17 protein-coding genes are annotated in these 15,316 nt (G+C 62.8%); 13 read left to right on the forward strand and 4 right to left on the reverse strand.

What is annotated here, in order from left to right; genetic code table 11:
- The first annotated feature begins 75 nt into the window (after positions 1–75).
- From IB258_RS06910 to IB258_RS06920, 3 genes are all read left to right on the forward strand, one after another.
- Complete coding sequence (locus tag IB258_RS06910; RefSeq protein ID WP_054456077.1) at positions 76–1,233, forward strand: DSD1 family PLP-dependent enzyme; 1,158 nt, start codon at positions 76–78, stop codon at positions 1,231–1,233.
- 24 nt (positions 1,234–1,257) lie between these two features.
- Complete coding sequence (locus IB258_RS06915; RefSeq protein WP_054456078.1) at positions 1,258–1,644, forward strand: RidA family protein; 387 nt, start codon at positions 1,258–1,260, stop codon at positions 1,642–1,644.
- Between the two features lie 70 nt (positions 1,645–1,714).
- Positions 1,715–1,987: a hypothetical protein gene (locus IB258_RS06920; RefSeq protein ID WP_054456080.1), complete on the forward strand. Its 273-nt coding sequence runs from the start codon at positions 1,715–1,717 to the stop codon at positions 1,985–1,987.
- 12 nt (positions 1,988–1,999) lie between these two features.
- On the opposite strand, the gene IB258_RS06925 is transcribed toward IB258_RS06920, so the two are convergent.
- Positions 2,000–2,299 (reverse strand): DUF2513 domain-containing protein, encoded by a 300-nt coding sequence (locus IB258_RS06925; RefSeq protein ID WP_054456477.1) that lies wholly within the window; start codon positions 2,297–2,299, stop codon positions 2,000–2,002.
- 125 nt (positions 2,300–2,424) lie between these two features.
- On the opposite strand from IB258_RS06925, the gene IB258_RS06930 reads away from it, so the two are divergent.
- The 5 genes from IB258_RS06930 to IB258_RS06950 all read left to right on the forward strand — a co-directional run bounded on the left by IB258_RS06930 (position 2,425) and on the right by IB258_RS06950 (position 5,145).
- A complete protein-coding gene (locus IB258_RS06930; RefSeq protein WP_054456082.1) occupies positions 2,425–2,823 on the forward strand; it encodes a hypothetical protein in 399 nt (132 codons plus the stop codon).
- Positions 2,824–2,916: 93 nt separating this feature from the next.
- Positions 2,917–3,237 (forward strand): hypothetical protein, encoded by a 321-nt coding sequence (locus IB258_RS06935; protein WP_054456085.1) that lies wholly within the window; start codon positions 2,917–2,919, stop codon positions 3,235–3,237.
- Positions 3,238–3,612: 375 nt separating this feature from the next.
- A complete protein-coding gene (locus IB258_RS06940; RefSeq protein ID WP_006220190.1) occupies positions 3,613–3,816 on the forward strand; it encodes a cold-shock protein in 204 nt (67 codons plus the stop codon).
- Positions 3,817–4,044: 228 nt separating this feature from the next.
- On the forward strand, positions 4,045–4,608 hold the full coding sequence (locus IB258_RS06945) for a DUF924 family protein (RefSeq protein WP_054456086.1): 564 nt from the start codon (positions 4,045–4,047) through the stop codon (positions 4,606–4,608).
- A gap of 330 nt (positions 4,609–4,938) precedes the next feature.
- The gene (locus IB258_RS06950; protein ID WP_006225311.1) at positions 4,939–5,145 is read left to right on the forward strand and encodes a cold-shock protein; all 207 of its coding nucleotides are present in this window, start codon (positions 4,939–4,941) and stop codon (positions 5,143–5,145) included.
- 120 nt (positions 5,146–5,265) lie between these two features.
- Here the strand turns inward: IB258_RS06950 and IB258_RS06955 are convergent, their stop codons facing one another.
- Positions 5,266–5,817 (reverse strand): TIGR00645 family protein, encoded by a 552-nt coding sequence (locus tag IB258_RS06955; RefSeq protein ID WP_054456088.1) that lies wholly within the window; start codon positions 5,815–5,817, stop codon positions 5,266–5,268.
- A 259-nt stretch (positions 5,818–6,076) separates the two neighbouring features.
- Between IB258_RS06955 and IB258_RS06960 the strand changes: the two genes are divergently transcribed.
- The 5 genes from IB258_RS06960 (at position 6,077) to lon (ending at position 13,079) form a co-directional block, all read left to right on the forward strand.
- Positions 6,077–6,832, forward strand: coding sequence for a M48 family metalloprotease (locus tag IB258_RS06960; RefSeq protein ID WP_119449349.1), 756 nt, complete (start codon positions 6,077–6,079; stop codon positions 6,830–6,832).
- A 169-nt stretch (positions 6,833–7,001) separates the two neighbouring features.
- Complete coding sequence (gene tig / locus IB258_RS06965; RefSeq protein WP_054456093.1) at positions 7,002–8,312, forward strand: trigger factor; 1,311 nt, start codon at positions 7,002–7,004, stop codon at positions 8,310–8,312.
- Between the two features lie 4 nt (positions 8,313–8,316).
- Complete coding sequence (gene clpP, locus IB258_RS06970; RefSeq protein ID WP_054456095.1) at positions 8,317–8,970, forward strand: ATP-dependent Clp endopeptidase proteolytic subunit ClpP; 654 nt, start codon at positions 8,317–8,319, stop codon at positions 8,968–8,970.
- Positions 8,971–9,070: 100 nt separating this feature from the next.
- The gene (gene clpX, locus IB258_RS06975) at positions 9,071–10,369 is read left to right on the forward strand and encodes an ATP-dependent Clp protease ATP-binding subunit ClpX (protein WP_054456097.1); all 1,299 of its coding nucleotides are present in this window, start codon (positions 9,071–9,073) and stop codon (positions 10,367–10,369) included.
- Between the two features lie 259 nt (positions 10,370–10,628).
- On the forward strand, positions 10,629–13,079 hold the full coding sequence (gene lon / locus IB258_RS06980) for an endopeptidase La (RefSeq protein ID WP_054456099.1): 2,451 nt from the start codon (positions 10,629–10,631) through the stop codon (positions 13,077–13,079).
- 123 nt (positions 13,080–13,202) lie between these two features.
- Here the strand turns inward: lon and lexA are convergent, their stop codons facing one another.
- Both lexA and IB258_RS06990 read right to left on the reverse strand, forming a co-directional pair.
- Positions 13,203–13,853 carry a transcriptional repressor LexA gene (gene lexA, locus IB258_RS06985; RefSeq protein ID WP_054456101.1) on the reverse strand — a complete coding sequence of 217 codons (651 nt, stop codon included), beginning with the start codon at positions 13,851–13,853 and terminating at the stop codon, positions 13,203–13,205.
- 202 nt (positions 13,854–14,055) lie between these two features.
- Positions 14,056–15,255 carry an amino acid aminotransferase gene (locus IB258_RS06990; protein ID WP_054456103.1) on the reverse strand — a complete coding sequence of 400 codons (1,200 nt, stop codon included), beginning with the start codon at positions 15,253–15,255 and terminating at the stop codon, positions 14,056–14,058.
- Positions 15,256–15,316: the final 61 nt, after the last annotated feature.

The raw sequence follows: 15,316 nt of genomic DNA on the forward strand, positions 1-15,316 counted from the left end.
TAAGTCTAGATTAAACACGCGGAACCGCCGCCGCGCCATACTTCAGCCATTCCGATACGCCATGCCGAGAACGCCATGAACCAGAACGCCACGCCTTCCTCCCTCGAGACCCTGGACACCCCGTGCCTGCTGCTCGACGAGACGCGCATGATGCGCAACATCGATCGTCTGAATGCGCTGATGGCCGGGCATGGGGTGCAACTGCGTCCGCACCTGAAGACGCCCAAATCGATCGACGTCGCGCGCCGGCTCATGTCTACACCCCAGGGGCCGGCCGCCGTGTCCACGCTGCAGGAGGCCGAACAGTTCGCGGCTGCCGGCGTCACCGACCTGCTGTACGCCGTGGGCGTGTCGCCGGCAAAGCTGGACCGCGTGCTGGCGCTGCGCCGCCGCGGCGTGGATCTCACCGTGGTGGTGGACAGCCTGGAAGCGGCGCGCGCCGTCGCCCAGCGGGGGAGGGATGCTGGCGACGCCATCCCGGCACTGATCGAGATCGACTGCGACGGCCATCGCGCCGGGGTGCAGCCGGGTAATACGGCACAGTTGCTGGCGATTGCGCGCGTCCTGCATGAAGACGGCGCGTGCCTGCGCGGCGTCATGACGCACGCCGGCGAGTCGTACGGCTGCGATAGCGTCGACGCCATTGCCGACATGGCCGAGCAGGAGCGCGTGGCGGCCGTGAGTTGCGCCGAGGCGATCCGCCAGGCTGGCCTGCCATGTCCCGTGGTCAGCGTGGGATCCACCCCCACCGCGCATTTCGCCCGCAAGCTCGATGGCGTGACCGAAGTGCGCGCGGGCGTATACGTATTCTTCGATCTGGTGATGGCCGGGCTGGGCGTGTGTACGGTCGACGACATCGCCGCCACGGTGTTGACGACCGTGATCGGCCATCAGCCGGACAAGGGCTGGATCCTGGTGGATGCCGGATGGATGGCCATGTCGCGCGACCGGGGCACGGCCAAGCAGCGGGTGGACCAACTGTACGGCCTGGTGTGCGACGCCAGCGGTACGGTCTACCCCGACTTGCTGCTGGCCGAGACCAACCAGGAGCAGGGCATCATCAAGGTGCGTCCTGGCAGCGGCGCGGCCTTGCCCGAGCTGCCGCTGGGGGCGAAGCTGCGCATCGTGCCCAATCACGCCTGCGCCACCTGCGCGCAGCATGATGCCTACGAGGTCGTGCGTCCGGATTCGTCCGGGGTGGTGGCGCATTGGGAACGCTTTCGCGGCTGGTAAGCCGCCTTTCACGAGGAGGCATGCATGGATCTCATCCATACGAATCGGGCCACGCCGCCCGCGGGCCATTATTCGCAGGCGGTCCGCGCCAACGGTTTCATATTCGTTTCGGGGCAATTGGGCTTCCTGCCGCCCGCTGCGCCGGGCGCGCGACCAGCGCTGGCCGATGGCGCCGCGGCCCAGACCCGGGAAGCGCTGCGCAGTGTTCGCGCCATACTCGAAGCGGCCGGCGCGTCGCTTGCCGCGGTCGCCAGCGTGACCGTGTACATCCCGGACGTGGCGCTTTGGGACGAGGTCAACCAAGTCTACGAGGAGTGCTTCGGCGCTCACCGGCCCGCGCGGGCCATTGTGCCCACCCGCGAGCTGCACTACGGCGCCCAGGTGGAGATCAGCGTGGTCGCCGTCGCCTAGCCCGCGGCGGACCGCGCAGGCGGACGCCTATAATGCCTGCGCCTCAATACCTTCGGGGGAGACCGTCCGCATGCAGTACGAATACCTGTTCTGGTCCATGGCCGCTATGGTGGCGGCGGCGCTGGCAGGCGGCTCGCTATGCGGGCGCCTGGGCTCCGTCAAGCGGGTGCTGCTGGGGGTTGTCGCGCTGGCCGCGGCGGTGGGCGTGGCGGTGTTCCTGCTGTCCCGCCACGGCGGCTTCAGCGAACTGTCGGCGATGCTGTCGATCGCCGCCTTCATGTTCAGCCTGGTGATCGGCGCCGCCGCATCGCTGCTCACGCGGCGCATACTCTTGCGCCGCTGAGCGCTTCGCGCCTTATTCTTCGGCGTCGAAATCTTCGTCGTCTTCGTCTTCTTCATCCTGTTCCAGGGCGTCGTAGCCCTTCCAGGTGATGCGCCAGCGCGTCGCGCCCGCGGTGGCCGCCGTCTCGCTGATCTGCTTCACCAGGCCGGCGTCTTCCAGCAGGTCGAGGTGATGCGCAATCAGTTGCAGGCCTTGCTCTTCGGGATGCGGCGCCAGGGCCACGTTCTTGATGTCGTGCGTGCTCAGGTTGGGGCCGGGGGCGTCGCGCAGGGCGCCCAGGATAGTGACGACCAGGTCGAAATCGCGTTGCATGTTGTCCACCATTCATTGGGGGTAAAAGACAGGCCGACGATAGCAGAGATCCATTGCCGCGACGCGACAGGGGCCGCAGCCGGGTTACAGTCCAGGGTTCTCGATAACCGATACATGCAGATTCCATGAAGAAACCCGCAGAGCGCGATTGCCTCGCGCTGATCCCCGGCTACACGGGCCAGGCCGCCAAGCTCTTTCTCACGCGCAGCGAGGACGGCCGCATCGAAGGCGTGACCGTGTTCGATCTGCTTGGCCATATCAAGCTGCAGGGCGATGCGGATGCGGCGGCGGCGTGGGTCGGCGACTGGCTGGCCCAGGAGGCCGGCAACCGCAAGGCCCGCCGTACACAGCTCCTGGCCCAGATGTTCGTCTGCAAGCTCGCCGGCGAGGAGAAGGACCGCTTCCTGGCGGCGCAGAAGCCGCTGGTCCGGGTTCTGGCCGATGCCGGGGTGCGGACCCGTTCCGTTGCCGCCACCTCCGGCGCCGCGCGGCAGTCGCTTGGTCCTACTGTCAAGAAGCATTAGCCCAAGGCTGTTATAGTCGCGCCTGGGCGTGCGAGTGCACCTGCAAGGTGCGTGCCCAGGCGGGCAGCGCCCGCAAGTCAAGGAAGAGTGATCATGGAAATAGTAAGTCGGCAGGTTGCCGACGTAGCGGGCGGCGTCGAGCTGCACACCACGCTGGATGGCGAGAGCATCAGCGTCTACGTCCTGGAAGGCGTGGCGGATCTCAATGCGATCGCAGACATCGTGCCGCGTGAAAAAGTCGAAGCAGGGGCTGACATACACGCCTCTAGTGTCGACAATGTTGATAATGCGCAAGAACAGATCGACCAAGTCCTGGAGAATATGAATCCCGGCGACGTGGCGGTTTTCCTTTGCTCGGGTCCCGATGCTTTCGGCGCGGCGCTCGATCTGCTGGGTTTACCTATCGACGAGTAAGCCTGGCGGCAAACCAAAGTGCTAGCCCGAACGGCGTATGAAGAAATCCTCGTACGCGGGCAGGCGGCATTTATATAAGCCTAGATTGTTTTTTTATGATGCGTGGGTGTAAACACCTATGCAGGACTTCTTATTGCCTATGAAAATGTGTGGAATCCGCGTGCAGTTTCTCTTTGTTGCATTATTGGCACGCATTTTTTAGGATTATGTTGACTTGTGAGGGGAACCTAACGATAGTGTCGGCACACGATCACAAGCGTTGCGATTTTCGTTCAGTGCCGTGCCTTTTCCGGCTCAGCGTTATTGTTCTACTGTCCCCTCCTTGATTGATTCGTGACCTCCGGGCATTTGCCCATTATCTCTAGGAAATACAGTATGGAAACCGGCGTCGTTAAGTGGTTCAACTCGGAAAAGGGCTATGGCTTCATCACTCCGGAAGCGGGTGGTAAGGATCTGTTCGCTCACTTCTCCGAAATTCAGGGCTCGGGCTTCAAGTCTCTGGAAGAGAACCAGCGCGTCAGCTTTGTGACGGCCAACGGCCCCAAGGGCCCGCAAGCTACGAAGATCCAGGTCCTGTAAGGGTCTGAGTTTTCGATAGAAGCCCCCTCGTGGGGCTTTTTTGTTTTCTGCCGCAGCGTTCCTAAACATGGAAAGTATCGCTGCGCTTGTAATCTCAGGGTAATCCCTAGAGTGCGTTATTCAGGTTTCCAAGTCACACCCGATTCATTCATTCGGTGTATGGATCCTAATATGGTGCGCGTCTCTGTTATTGTCGGCCTTGCTTTCGACTTCAGGATATGCGCGCTCATGACTTCTACCCCCGCCACGCAAATCGTTCCGCAACCCCACGAGGTGGTGGCGTTCTGGCGCGATGCCGGCCCGCAACAGTGGTTCAACAAGAGCGCGGACTTCGACGCAGCCTTCCGCGCCCGTTTCGAGGCCGCCCACATGGCTGCGGCCGCGCGCCAGTTGGATGCGTGGCTGGACGATGCCACCGGCGCCTTGGCCCTGATGGTCCTGTTGGACCAGTTTCCGCGCAACGCCTACCGGGGGACGGCGCACATGTTCGCCACGGACCCTTTGGCCCAGTACTTCGCCGACCGGGCCATCGCGGCCGGCCATGATCTGGGGGTGGACCCGCAACTGCGTCAGTTTTTCTACCTGCCCTTCGAGCACGCGGAGAACCTCGCCGCGCAAAACCGCGCCGTGGCCTTGATGGAACCATTGGACGCCGACTCGCTGCGCTGGGCGGTCCTGCATCGCGACATCATCAAGCGCTTCGGGCGCTTTCCCCATCGCAATGCCGCGTTGGGCCGGCAAACTACGCAGGCGGAGCAGGAGTTTCTCGATTCCGGCGGGTTTGCGGGGTAGGCGCACCGCGCGCGGCACGTGGGTCCAGGCGCCTTTCCGGCAGCAGGTATCCGCATGTGTCTACGCGTGCCAAGTTGAAAATTTCCGGGCTGCCTGGCGGTGTCAAACCCGCGCCGGCCTTGCTTCTCCGCTGCTTTGGCGGTGCTCCTGAATTTGCGGATGTTTGACGTTTTTCGGGGTTCGCCAATACACTGGGTTCAGCGAGATTTTCAAGCGACGCGGTCTGCGTTTCACTTGTCGCCGTCAGTGGTACTGCGGTTGCTTCCTCTCCCATCCTTGATGATCTGGCGCCCCGCGAGCAATCGCTTTTTCTAGGTTCAAGGACACTCCATGGCAACCGGCATCGTTAAGTGGTTCAACGCCGAAAAGGGTTATGGTTTCATCATGCCCGATGATGGCAGCAAGGATCTTTTCGCTCACTACTCGGAAATCCGCAGCGAAGGCTACAAGTCGCTGCAGGAAAACCAGCGCGTCACCTTTGAGGTCGGTACCGGCCCCAAGGGTCCCAGCGCAAAGAACATCAAGGTAGCGGCCTGACCTTCGCAGGGCAGCGCCCCGGGCCGGCCCGGCGCTCCGCCCAGAAAAAAGCCCCCGCACGCAATGTGCGGGGGCTTTTTTTGTTGCCGGGCGGGCGCGCCTCTGGGGCGCTTGCCGGCGTCAGTGCTTCGCGTGGTTGGCCGGTGGCGTGGCCAGCTTGTCCACCAGCGCAATTCCCAGCGCCGACAGGATGAAGAGGGCGTGGATGATGGTCTGCCACATCACGCCGGCCTCGGAGAAGCGCGCGTTCGGCGTGCCCAGCGTGCCGGCCTCGATGAAGGTGCGCAGCAGGTGGATCGAGGAGATGCCGATGATGGCCATGGCCAGCTTGACCTTGAGCACGCTGGCGTTCACGTGGCTGAGCCATTCCGGCTGGTCCGGGTGGCCTTGCAGGCGCAGGCGGGACACGAAGGTTTCGTAGCCGCCCACGATCACCATGACCAGCAGGTTCGAGATCATCACCACGTCGATCAGGCCCAGCACGATCAGCATGATCTCCATTTCGCCGAAGCTGCTGGCGTGCGTCACCAGGTGCCAGAGCTCTTTCAGGAACAGCATGACGTAGACGCCTTGCGCGACGATCAATCCCAGGTACAGGGGCAGTTGCAGCCAGCGCGAGCTGAAGATCAGGCTGGGCAGCAGGCCCAGGCGGGGAGGGGTGTTGGAGATCATTTGGGTGCGAGCCCTATGGTGTGTGCGAAAAAATGGCGGGCGCAATTCTATCAACGCCGCGTTGCCGCAGATATCAGTTTCTTTGAGAGGGTCTGATCCAAGGGAATACCCGCTAGCACGATTGCGCAAATCCTGTTCGGGTTTTATGTAAGGAAAACTGGCATTTGCGAAACTGTGTGGCGAAACGCTTGGTGCGCATTGGTCGTATATAGAATTGCGGCCTCGTTCGCATAGAGCCAGTAAAGAGGAGTTTGTTCCCATGAAGATCCGCTACACCGTCGCCGCCCTGGGCGTTGCGCTCGCCCCTTTCTCCGCCTCCCACGCTTTGGACATCGGCGGCCTGGTCGGCGCCGGCAGCAAGGTCGTTCAAGCTGCCACGCTGAGCGATGCCGAGATCAAGACCCTGTCGGACAAGGCTTGCGCGCAGAGCGATTCCCAGGAAAAGATCGCCGCTCCCGGCAGCAAGTACGACGCCCGTCTGCAGAAGATCGCCAAGCAACTGGGCGGCACGGTCAACGGCCAGAAGGCCAGCTACAAGGTCTACATCACCAAGGACGTCAACGCCTGGGCCATGGCCAACGGCTGCATCCGCGTCTACAGCGGCCTGATGGACATGATGACCGACGATGAGGTGATGGGCGTGGTGGGCCACGAAATCGGCCACGTCGCGCTGGGCCACAGCAAGAAGGCGATGCAGACCGCCTACACCGTTTCCGCCGCGCGCGATGCCGCCAATGCGGCAGGCGGCGCCACCGTGGCCGCGCTCAGCTCGTCGCAACTGGGCGACCTGACCGAGAAGTTCATCAACGCGCAGTTCTCGCAGTCGCAGGAAAGCGCCGCCGACGATTACTCGTTCGACCAGCTGCAGGCCAAGGGCCTGAACACCCGCGGCCTGGTGACCGCGTTCCAGAAGCTGGCTGAGCTGGACGGCGGCAAGAGCGACATGATGAGCTCGCATCCGTCCTCGGCCAAGCGCGCGCAGCACATCGAAGAGCGCATCGCCAAGGCCAAATAAGGCTTTCTGGCTGACGTATATTCTCCCGTCCCGGGTGGAAAACGGGGCGCGAGTATCCGGACTTATCCGGGTGCTCGCGCCCCTTTGCGTCAGGGGACCGGAAGTTTCCGGTAAAATGCCCCGTTTATCCGCCCGTCATCTCTTTATCTCTCGGAAAATAGGTCTTTTAATGCAGCCTGTGGTTGAAACCCTCTCCGGCCTGGAGCGCCGTGTTGATCTGGCCGTCTCGGTGGCCGACGTCGAAAAGGAAGTCCAGGCGCAATTGAAGCGCGTGGCCCGGACCGCCAAGGTCCCCGGCTTCCGTCCGGGCAAAGCTCCGCTCGCCATGCTCGAGCGTAGCCATGGCCCCGGCATCCGCTACGACGTGATCAATAGCCAAGTTGGCCGTGCCTTTGAACAAGCTGTCGATGGCGCCAAGCTGCGCGTCGCCGGCGCCCCGAACCTCGAGCCCAAGACTGAAGGCGTTGCCGACGACACGCTGGCGTTCACCGCCACGTTCGAGGTCTACCCCGAAGTCGCCGTGCCGGATCTGTCGGCCCTGGCCGTCACCCGCTACGAAACGGCCGTCACCGACGCCGAAGTGCAGCAGACCCTGGACGTCCTGCGCAAGCAGCGCGCCACGTTCGAAGCCCGTGAAGGCCGCGCCTCGCAAGACGGCGACCGCGTCACGCTGGACTTCGCCGGCACCATCGACGGCGTGCCGTTCGAAGGCGGCAAGGCCGAAGCCTTCCCGTTCGTGCTCGGCCAAGGCCGCATGCTGCCGGAATTCGAAGAAGCCGCCCGCGGCCTGAAGGCTGGCGAAAGCAAGGTCTTCCCGCTCAAGTTCCCCGATGACTACCAGGGCAAGGAAGTTGCCGGCAAGACCGCCGAATTCACCATCACCGTCAAGGAAGTGGCTGAAGGCGTGCTGCCCGAACTGAACGGCGAATTCGCCAAGTCCCTCGGCCAGGCCGAAGGCGACATCGAAAAGCTGAAGGCCGACATCCGCAGCAACATCGAGCGCGAAGTCAAGGTCCGTTCGGCTGGCCGCACCAAGTCCAGCGTCATGGACGCCCTGGTCGAAGCCGGCAAGTTCGACGTGCCGAAGGCCCTGGTCGACAACGACGTGCAAGGCCGTGTCGCCGCCGCCCGCGAAGAGCTGAAGCAGCGCGGCATCCCCAACGCCGAATCCGTGCCGATCCCGGCCGAAGCCTTCGCCACCGAGTCCGAGCGCCGCGTGCGCCTGGGCCTGCTGGTGTCGGAACTGGTCAAGCAAGCCCAGCTGCAAGCCAAGCCCGAACAAGTCCGTGCGCGTATCGAAGAGTTCGCCGAGAACTACGAACAACCCGCACAGGTTGTCAGCTATTACCTGGCCGACCGCCAGCGTCGTGCTGAAATCGAGGCTATCGTGCTGGAAGACAATGTCGTCGCGCACGTGCTTGAAAAGGCCAAGGTCACCGAAGAGAAGGTGCCTTTCGATCAGTTGATGGGGATGGCGTAACACTATGCAGAGATTCACCGATTTCTATGCGGCAATGAATGGCGGGTCTTCGGTGACCCCCACCGGCCTGGGCTACATTCCCATGGTGATCGAGCAGTCGGGGCGCGGCGAACGCGCCTACGACATCTATTCGCGTCTGCTCCGCGAGCGGCTCATTTTCCTGGTGGGTCCGGTCAATGACGCAACGGCCAACCTGGTCGTGGCGCAGTTGCTGTTCCTGGAATCGGAGAATCCTGACAAGGACATTTCCCTGTACATCAACTCGCCCGGCGGGTCGGTGTATGCGGGAATGGCCATCTTTGACACCATGCAATTCGTCAAGCCGGACGTGTCCACCCTTTGCACCGGCCTGGCGGCCAGCATGGGCGCGTTCCTGCTGGCGGCAGGCAAGAAGGGCAAGCGCTTCACGCTGCCCAACTCGCGCATCATGATCCACCAGCCCTCGGGCGGCGCCCAGGGGCAGGCTTCGGACATTCAGATCCAGGCTCGCGAGATCCTGGACCTGCGCGAACGCCTGAACCGCATCCTGGCCGACAATACCGGCCAGACCATGGAACGCATCGGCATAGACACGGAGCGTGACAACTTCATGTCGGCCGAAGATGCGGTATCGTATGGACTGGTGGACAAGGTTATGACCTCCCGCTCGGAAGGCTGACTTCCCGGTTGACCCGAACCCGCTGCCACCACGTTTGAGTAAGCGCATGCGCTAGGCCTTTAGCCGGCCTGGCGCATCTTTACCTGAGATACGAACATATATGCCTGAAAAAAAGGGATCGGCAGACGCAAAAGTGCTGCATTGCTCGTTTTGCAATAAAAGCCAGCATGAAGTCCGCAAGCTGATCGCGGGTCCGTCGGTATTCATCTGCGATGAATGCATAGATCTTTGCAACGACATCATCCGCGAGGAGGCGCAAGCCACCGCGCGCGCGGCGATTCGTTCCGAACTGCCCACTCCGGCTGAAATCAAGACCTTCCTCGACCAGTACGTCATTGGGCAGAACTCGCCCAAGCGCATGCTGGCCGTGGCCGTCTACAACCATTACAAGCGCATCCGCCACGGCGAGATCAAGGGCGACGAAGTCGAGCTCTCCAAGAGCAACATCATGCTGATCGGCCCCACCGGGTCGGGCAAGACGCTCCTGGCCCAGACGCTGGCGCGCATGCTGAACGTGCCCTTCGTCATGGCCGACGCCACCACGCTGACCGAGGCCGGTTACGTGGGCGAAGACGTCGAGAACATCATTCAGAAGTTGCTGCAGAACTGCAACTACGAAGTGGAAAAGGCGCAGCGCGCCATCATCTACATCGATGAAATCGACAAGATTTCCCGCAAGTCCGACAACCCGTCCATCACCCGCGACGTATCGGGCGAGGGCGTGCAGCAGGCCCTGCTGAAACTGATCGAAGGCACGGTCGCCTCGGTGCCCCCGCAGGGCGGCCGCAAGCACCCGAACCAGGACTTCGTCCAGGTCGACACGACCAACATCCTGTTCATCGTGGGCGGCGCCTTCGACGGACTGGAAAAGGTCATCCGCGACCGCACCGAGAAATCGGGCATCGGCTTTTCGGCCTCGGTGCGCGCCAAGTCGGAGCGCGGCGTGGGCGAACTGTTCTCCGAAGTCGAACCCGAAGACCTGATCAAGTTCGGCCTGATTCCCGAACTGGTTGGCCGTCTGCCGGTGGTCGCAACCCTGGACGAGCTGGACGAAGCGGCCCTGGTGCAAATCCTGACCGAGCCCAAGAATGCCTTGCTCAAGCAGTTCCAGAAGCTGTTCGCCATGGAAGGCGCCGAGCTCGACGTGCGTCCCGCCGCCCTGAAGGCGATCGCCCGCAAGGCGCTGCGCCGCAAGACGGGCGCGCGCGGTCTGCGTTCCATCATCGAGCAGGCCCTGCTCGACACCATGTATGACCTGCCTTCCCAGGGCAACGTCAAGCGCGTGGTGCTGGACGAGAACGCGATCGAAGGCGAGGGCAAGCCATTGCTCATCTACGCCGACGAGGACGCGGCTTCAGACAAGCCAGAGCGCGGAGAAGTCCGCGACGCCGCAGCCTGATATTTCAAAAAAGCCCGTTCCTGTAACGGGTTTTTTTGCCTAAGGCACATTCCCGGGTGCAAACACGCTTTTCCTGCAGGCGCGACGCTTGCATACTGAGGGTGCCGCCCCGCGGTTTTTTTCAGCCTTTGGGGGATCCAGGCGCCGAGATCTTGAATTTTCGGCTATTGTTCCCATAACAGACGTAACCGACGTGGATTGTCCGGGTATACCCAGGCCTCCCGTCCCCGATACGCCGAGTCATACCGAGGAACCTCCTATGTCTGCCAGCCAGACCCTGCCTTCCGACCCGATCGACCTGCCCCTGCTTCCACTGCGCGATGTCGTGGTGTTTCCGCACATGGTCATCCCGCTGTTCGTCGGCCGTCCGCGCTCTATCCGCGCGCTCGAGGTTGCGATGGAAGCGGGCAAGAGCATCATGCTGGTGGCCCAGAAATCCGCCGGCAAGGATGATCCCACCCCCGAAGACGTCTACGAGATCGGCTGCGTAGCCGGCATCCTGCAGATGCTCAAGCTGCCCGACGGCACCGTCAAGGTGCTGGTCGAAGGCACCCAGCGCGCCCGCATCAACAGCATCGAAGATGCCGATTCGCATTTCACCTGCCAGGTGTCGCCGATCGAACCGGACGCCATGCAAGGCTCCGAGACCGAAGCCCTGCGCCGCGCCATCGTCGCGCAGTTCGAGCAGTACGTAAAACTGAACAAGAAGATCCCCCCGGAGATCCTGACCTCGCTGGCTGGCATCGATGATGCCGGACGCCTGGCCGACACGATCGCCGCGCATCTTCCCTTGAAGCTCGAGCAGAAGCAGAAGATGCTCGAGATCGTCGGCACCTCCGAGCGCCTCGAGGGTCTGCTCACGCAACTCGAAACCGAAATCGACATCCTCCAGGTCGAGAAGCGGATTCGCGGCCGCGTGAAGAAGCAGATGGAAAAGAGCCAGCGCGACTACTACCTGAATGAGCAGGTCAAGGCCATTCAGAAGGAGTTGGGCGAAGGCGAAGAGGGCGCGGACATCGAAGAGCTCGAAAAGAAGATCATCGCTGCCCATATGCCCAAAGAGGCGCGCAAGAAGGCCGATGCCGAGCTCAAGAAGCTCAAGCTCATGTCGCCCATGTCGGCCGAAGCCACCGTGGTGCGCAACTACATCGATACGCTCATCAACCTCCCCTGGAGGAAGAAGAGCAAGATCAACAATTCCATCAGCAACGCCGAAACGGTGCTGGACAATGACCACTACGGTCTGGAAAAGGTCAAGGAACGGATCCTGGAATACCTTGCCGTGCAACAGCGCGTGGACAAGGTGAAGGCGCCGATCCTGTGCCTGGTCGGCCCTCCGGGCGTGGGCAAGACCTCGCTCGGCCAATCCATCGCCAAGGCGACGAACCGCAAGTTCGTGCGCATGGCGCTGGGCGGCGTGCGCGACGAAGCCGAAATCCGCGGCCACCGTCGTACGTACATCGGCTCCATGCCGGGCAAGATCGTCCAGAACATGTCGAAGGTCGGCGTGCGCAATCCCTTGTTCCTGCTCGATGAAATCGACAAGCTGGGCATGGATTTCCGCGGCGATCCCTCGTCGGCGCTGCTCGAGGTGCTGGACCCGGAACAGAACCACACGTTCCAGGACCACTACATCGAAGTCGACTTCGACCTGTCCGACGTCATGTTCGTGGCTACCAGCAACACGCTGAACATTCCGCCGGCGCTGCTGGACCGCATGGAAGTGATCCGCCTGTCGGGTTACACCGAGGAAGAGAAGATCCACATCGCCCGCGACCATCTGCTGCCCAAGCTGATGAAGAACAACGGCGTGAAGGATAGCGAACTTACGGTCGACGACAGCGCGCTGCGCGACATCGTGCGCTACTACACCCGCGAAGCCGGTGTGCGTGCGCTCGAACGCGAAGTGGGCAAGATCTGCCGCAAGGTCATCAAGCAGTTGCTGACCCAGAGCGACCGCGCCAAGGCCGAAGGCAAGACCGCCGAGGTCAAGCCGGTCAACGTCACGGGCGACAACCTGAGCGATTTCCTGGGCGTGCGCCGTTACGCCTTCGGCATGGCCGAAAAGGAAAACCAGATCGGTCAGGTGACGGGTCTGGCCTGGACGGAAGTTGGCGGCGACCTGCTGACGATCGAAGTCGCGGACATGCCGGGCAAGGGCGTCATCCAACGCACCGGTTCGCTGGGCGACGTGATGAAGGAGTCGGTCGAGGCGGCCCGCACCGTGGTGCGTTCCCGCGCCCGCCGTCTGGGCTTTGCCGACAGCGTCTTCGAAAAGCACGACATGCACGTGCACGTGCCGGAAGGCGCCACGCCCAAGGACGGTCCGTCCGCGGGTATCGCGATCACCACGGCCATGGTGTCGGCCTTGTCGCGCATCCCGGTGCGCGCCGATGTCGCCATGACCGGCGAGATCACGCTGCGCGGCGAAGTCCTACCCATCGGCGGCCTGAAGGAAAAGCTGCTGGCGGCTCACCGTGGCGGTATCAAGACGGTCTTGATCCCGGAAGAAAACGTCAAGGATTTGGCGGAGATCCCGGACAACGTCAAGAACCACCTTGAGATCGTGCCGGTGCGCTGGATCGACAAGGTGCTGGAACTGGCGCTGGAGCGTCTGCCGGAGCCCCTGGCCGAGGAAGAAGCGGTCAAGGAACCCCTGGTGGCCAAGCCTGCCGAACCTGGTTCGACCGACCCGGTGCTCAAGCACTGATGGACACCGGGAGGGACGCCGCCGGTAAGCGGCGCCCCTTCTGGATAGCTTCCAACAAAAAACCCCGTCAATTTCTTGGCGGGGTTTTTTTCATGCCGCGCGCAAACGCGGGAGTAGTGGGGGCTAGTGCAGCGCGTGCGTGCGGATCAGGCCCACCGCGATGCCTTCCAACGCGAAATCCTGGCCGGCTTCGACCACGATGGGTTCGAAGTCGGGATTTTCGGGCAGTAGTTCGATGTGGCCGTTCTGGCGCTGCAAGCGCTTGACCGTGACGTCGTCGCCCAGGCGGGCCACCACGATCTGGCCGTTGCGGGCTTCCGAGGCTTTCTTTACGGCGAGCAGGTCGCCTTCCAGGATGCCGGCGTCACGCATGCTCATGCCGCGCACCTTGAGCAGGTAGTCGGGCGTCTGGGCGAACAGGTTGGGATCGACGCCGACCTCGCGTTCGACGTGCTCGGCAGCCAGGATGGGGCTGCCTGCGGCCACGCGGCCGACCAGCGGCAGCAGCAACTGCGCCAGGCCCGGCATGGGCAGCGAGCTTTGCGTGGGAGCAGGGGAGGTGTCTTTCAGGCGGATGCCGCGGGACGCGCCGGCCGTCAGTTCGATGGCGCCCTTGCGGGCAAGCGCCTTGAGGTGATCTTCCGCCGCGTTGGGGGAACGGAAACCCAGGGCCAGGGCAATTTCGGCACGCGTCGGCGGGAAGCCGGTGCGAGTGACGGTCTGCCTGATGAGATCCAGGATTTGTTGTTGGCGATCAGTGAGTTTGCTGGCCATGGCGATGATCCGGTGCTAGCGGACTGTACATATATACAGCGCCATTCTGGGGGACGCAGCGCAAAAAAGCAAGCCGGTCCGGACCAAAAGAAAAAGCCGGTCCGGACCAAAAGAAGAAGCCGGTCCGGACCAAAAGAAAAACGGGACCCGAAGGTCCCGTTCCTGACGGCAGGCCCGCGTGGGCCTGTGCGCTGCAAATGGCTTACAGCACGGCCGCGATGCCCTTGGCGACCTTGTCGATGTTGCCGCTGTTCAGCGCGGCCACGCAGATGCGGCCGCTGGAGACGGCATACACGCCATGCTCTTCGCGCAGGCGATCCACTTGCGCCGCGGTCAGGCCCGAGTACGAGAACATGCCGCGCTGCTGCAGCACGAAACTGAAGTCCTGCTTGCCGCCGTGTTCCTTGATCTTGTCGACCAGTTGCTTGCGCATCAGGCGGATGCGGTCGCGCATGCCGGCGAGTTCCTCTTCCCACATCGCGAAGAGTTCAGGCGTGTTCAGGACCGTCGACACCACCGTGCCGCCATGGGTGGGCGGGTTGGAGTAGTTGGTGCGGATCACGCGCTTGAGCTGGCTCAGCACGCGGGTGGCTTCGTCCTTGCTGCCGGCGACGACCGTCAGCGCGCCGACGCGCTCGCCGTACAGCGAGAACGACTTCGAGAACGAGGAGCTGATGAACATGGTCAGGTCCAGATCGGCAAACATGCGCACGACCGAAGCGTCTTCGGTCAGGCCGTCGCCGAAGCCCTGGTAGGCGATGTCCAGGAACGGGACCAGATTGTTTTCCTTCACGACGGCCGCGATCTGCTTCCACTGGTCGGCGGTGGGGTCCACGCCGGTCGGGTTGTGGCAGCAGGCATGCAGCACGACGACGGTCTTGGCCGGCGCGGCCTTCAGGTCGGCCAGCATGGCATCGAAGTTCAGGCCGCGGGTGGCGGCGTCGTAGTACGAATAGGTACCGACTTCGAAGCCGGCGCGCTCGAACAGGGCGCGGTGGTTTTCCCAGCTGGGGTCGCTGATCAGGACCTTGGAGGTCGGCAGCAGCTGGCGCAGGAAGTCAGCGCCGATCTTCAGCGCGCCGGTGCCGCCCAGGGCCTGAGTGGTCAGCACGCGGCCGGCGGCGGCCAGCGCGGAATCCTTGCCCAGCAGCAGGGCTTGCGCGCCGTTGTTGTAACCGGCGATGCCTTCGATCGGCAGGTAGCCGCGGGCGGCGGCGGCTTCGATGCGGGCGGCTTCGGCCTTGCGGACCGCGCCCAGCAGGGGGATGCGACCCTGATCGTCGTAGTACACGCCCACGCCCAGATTGACTTTACCGGGACGCGTATCAGCGTTGTATTGTTCGTTCAGGCCAAGAATGGGGTCGCGCGGGGCGAGTTCGACGGAATCGAAAAGGGTGCTCATGGGAGTCTGATGAGGTGGGTGGACGCAGTACAGGCTGCTGTGGATAATGAGGGGTTTACCC

The sequence above is a fragment of the Achromobacter sp. ACM02 genome, from assembly GCF_014851605.1.
GTDB classification, from domain to species: Bacteria; Pseudomonadota; Gammaproteobacteria; order Burkholderiales; family Burkholderiaceae_B; genus Achromobacter; species Achromobacter aegrifaciens.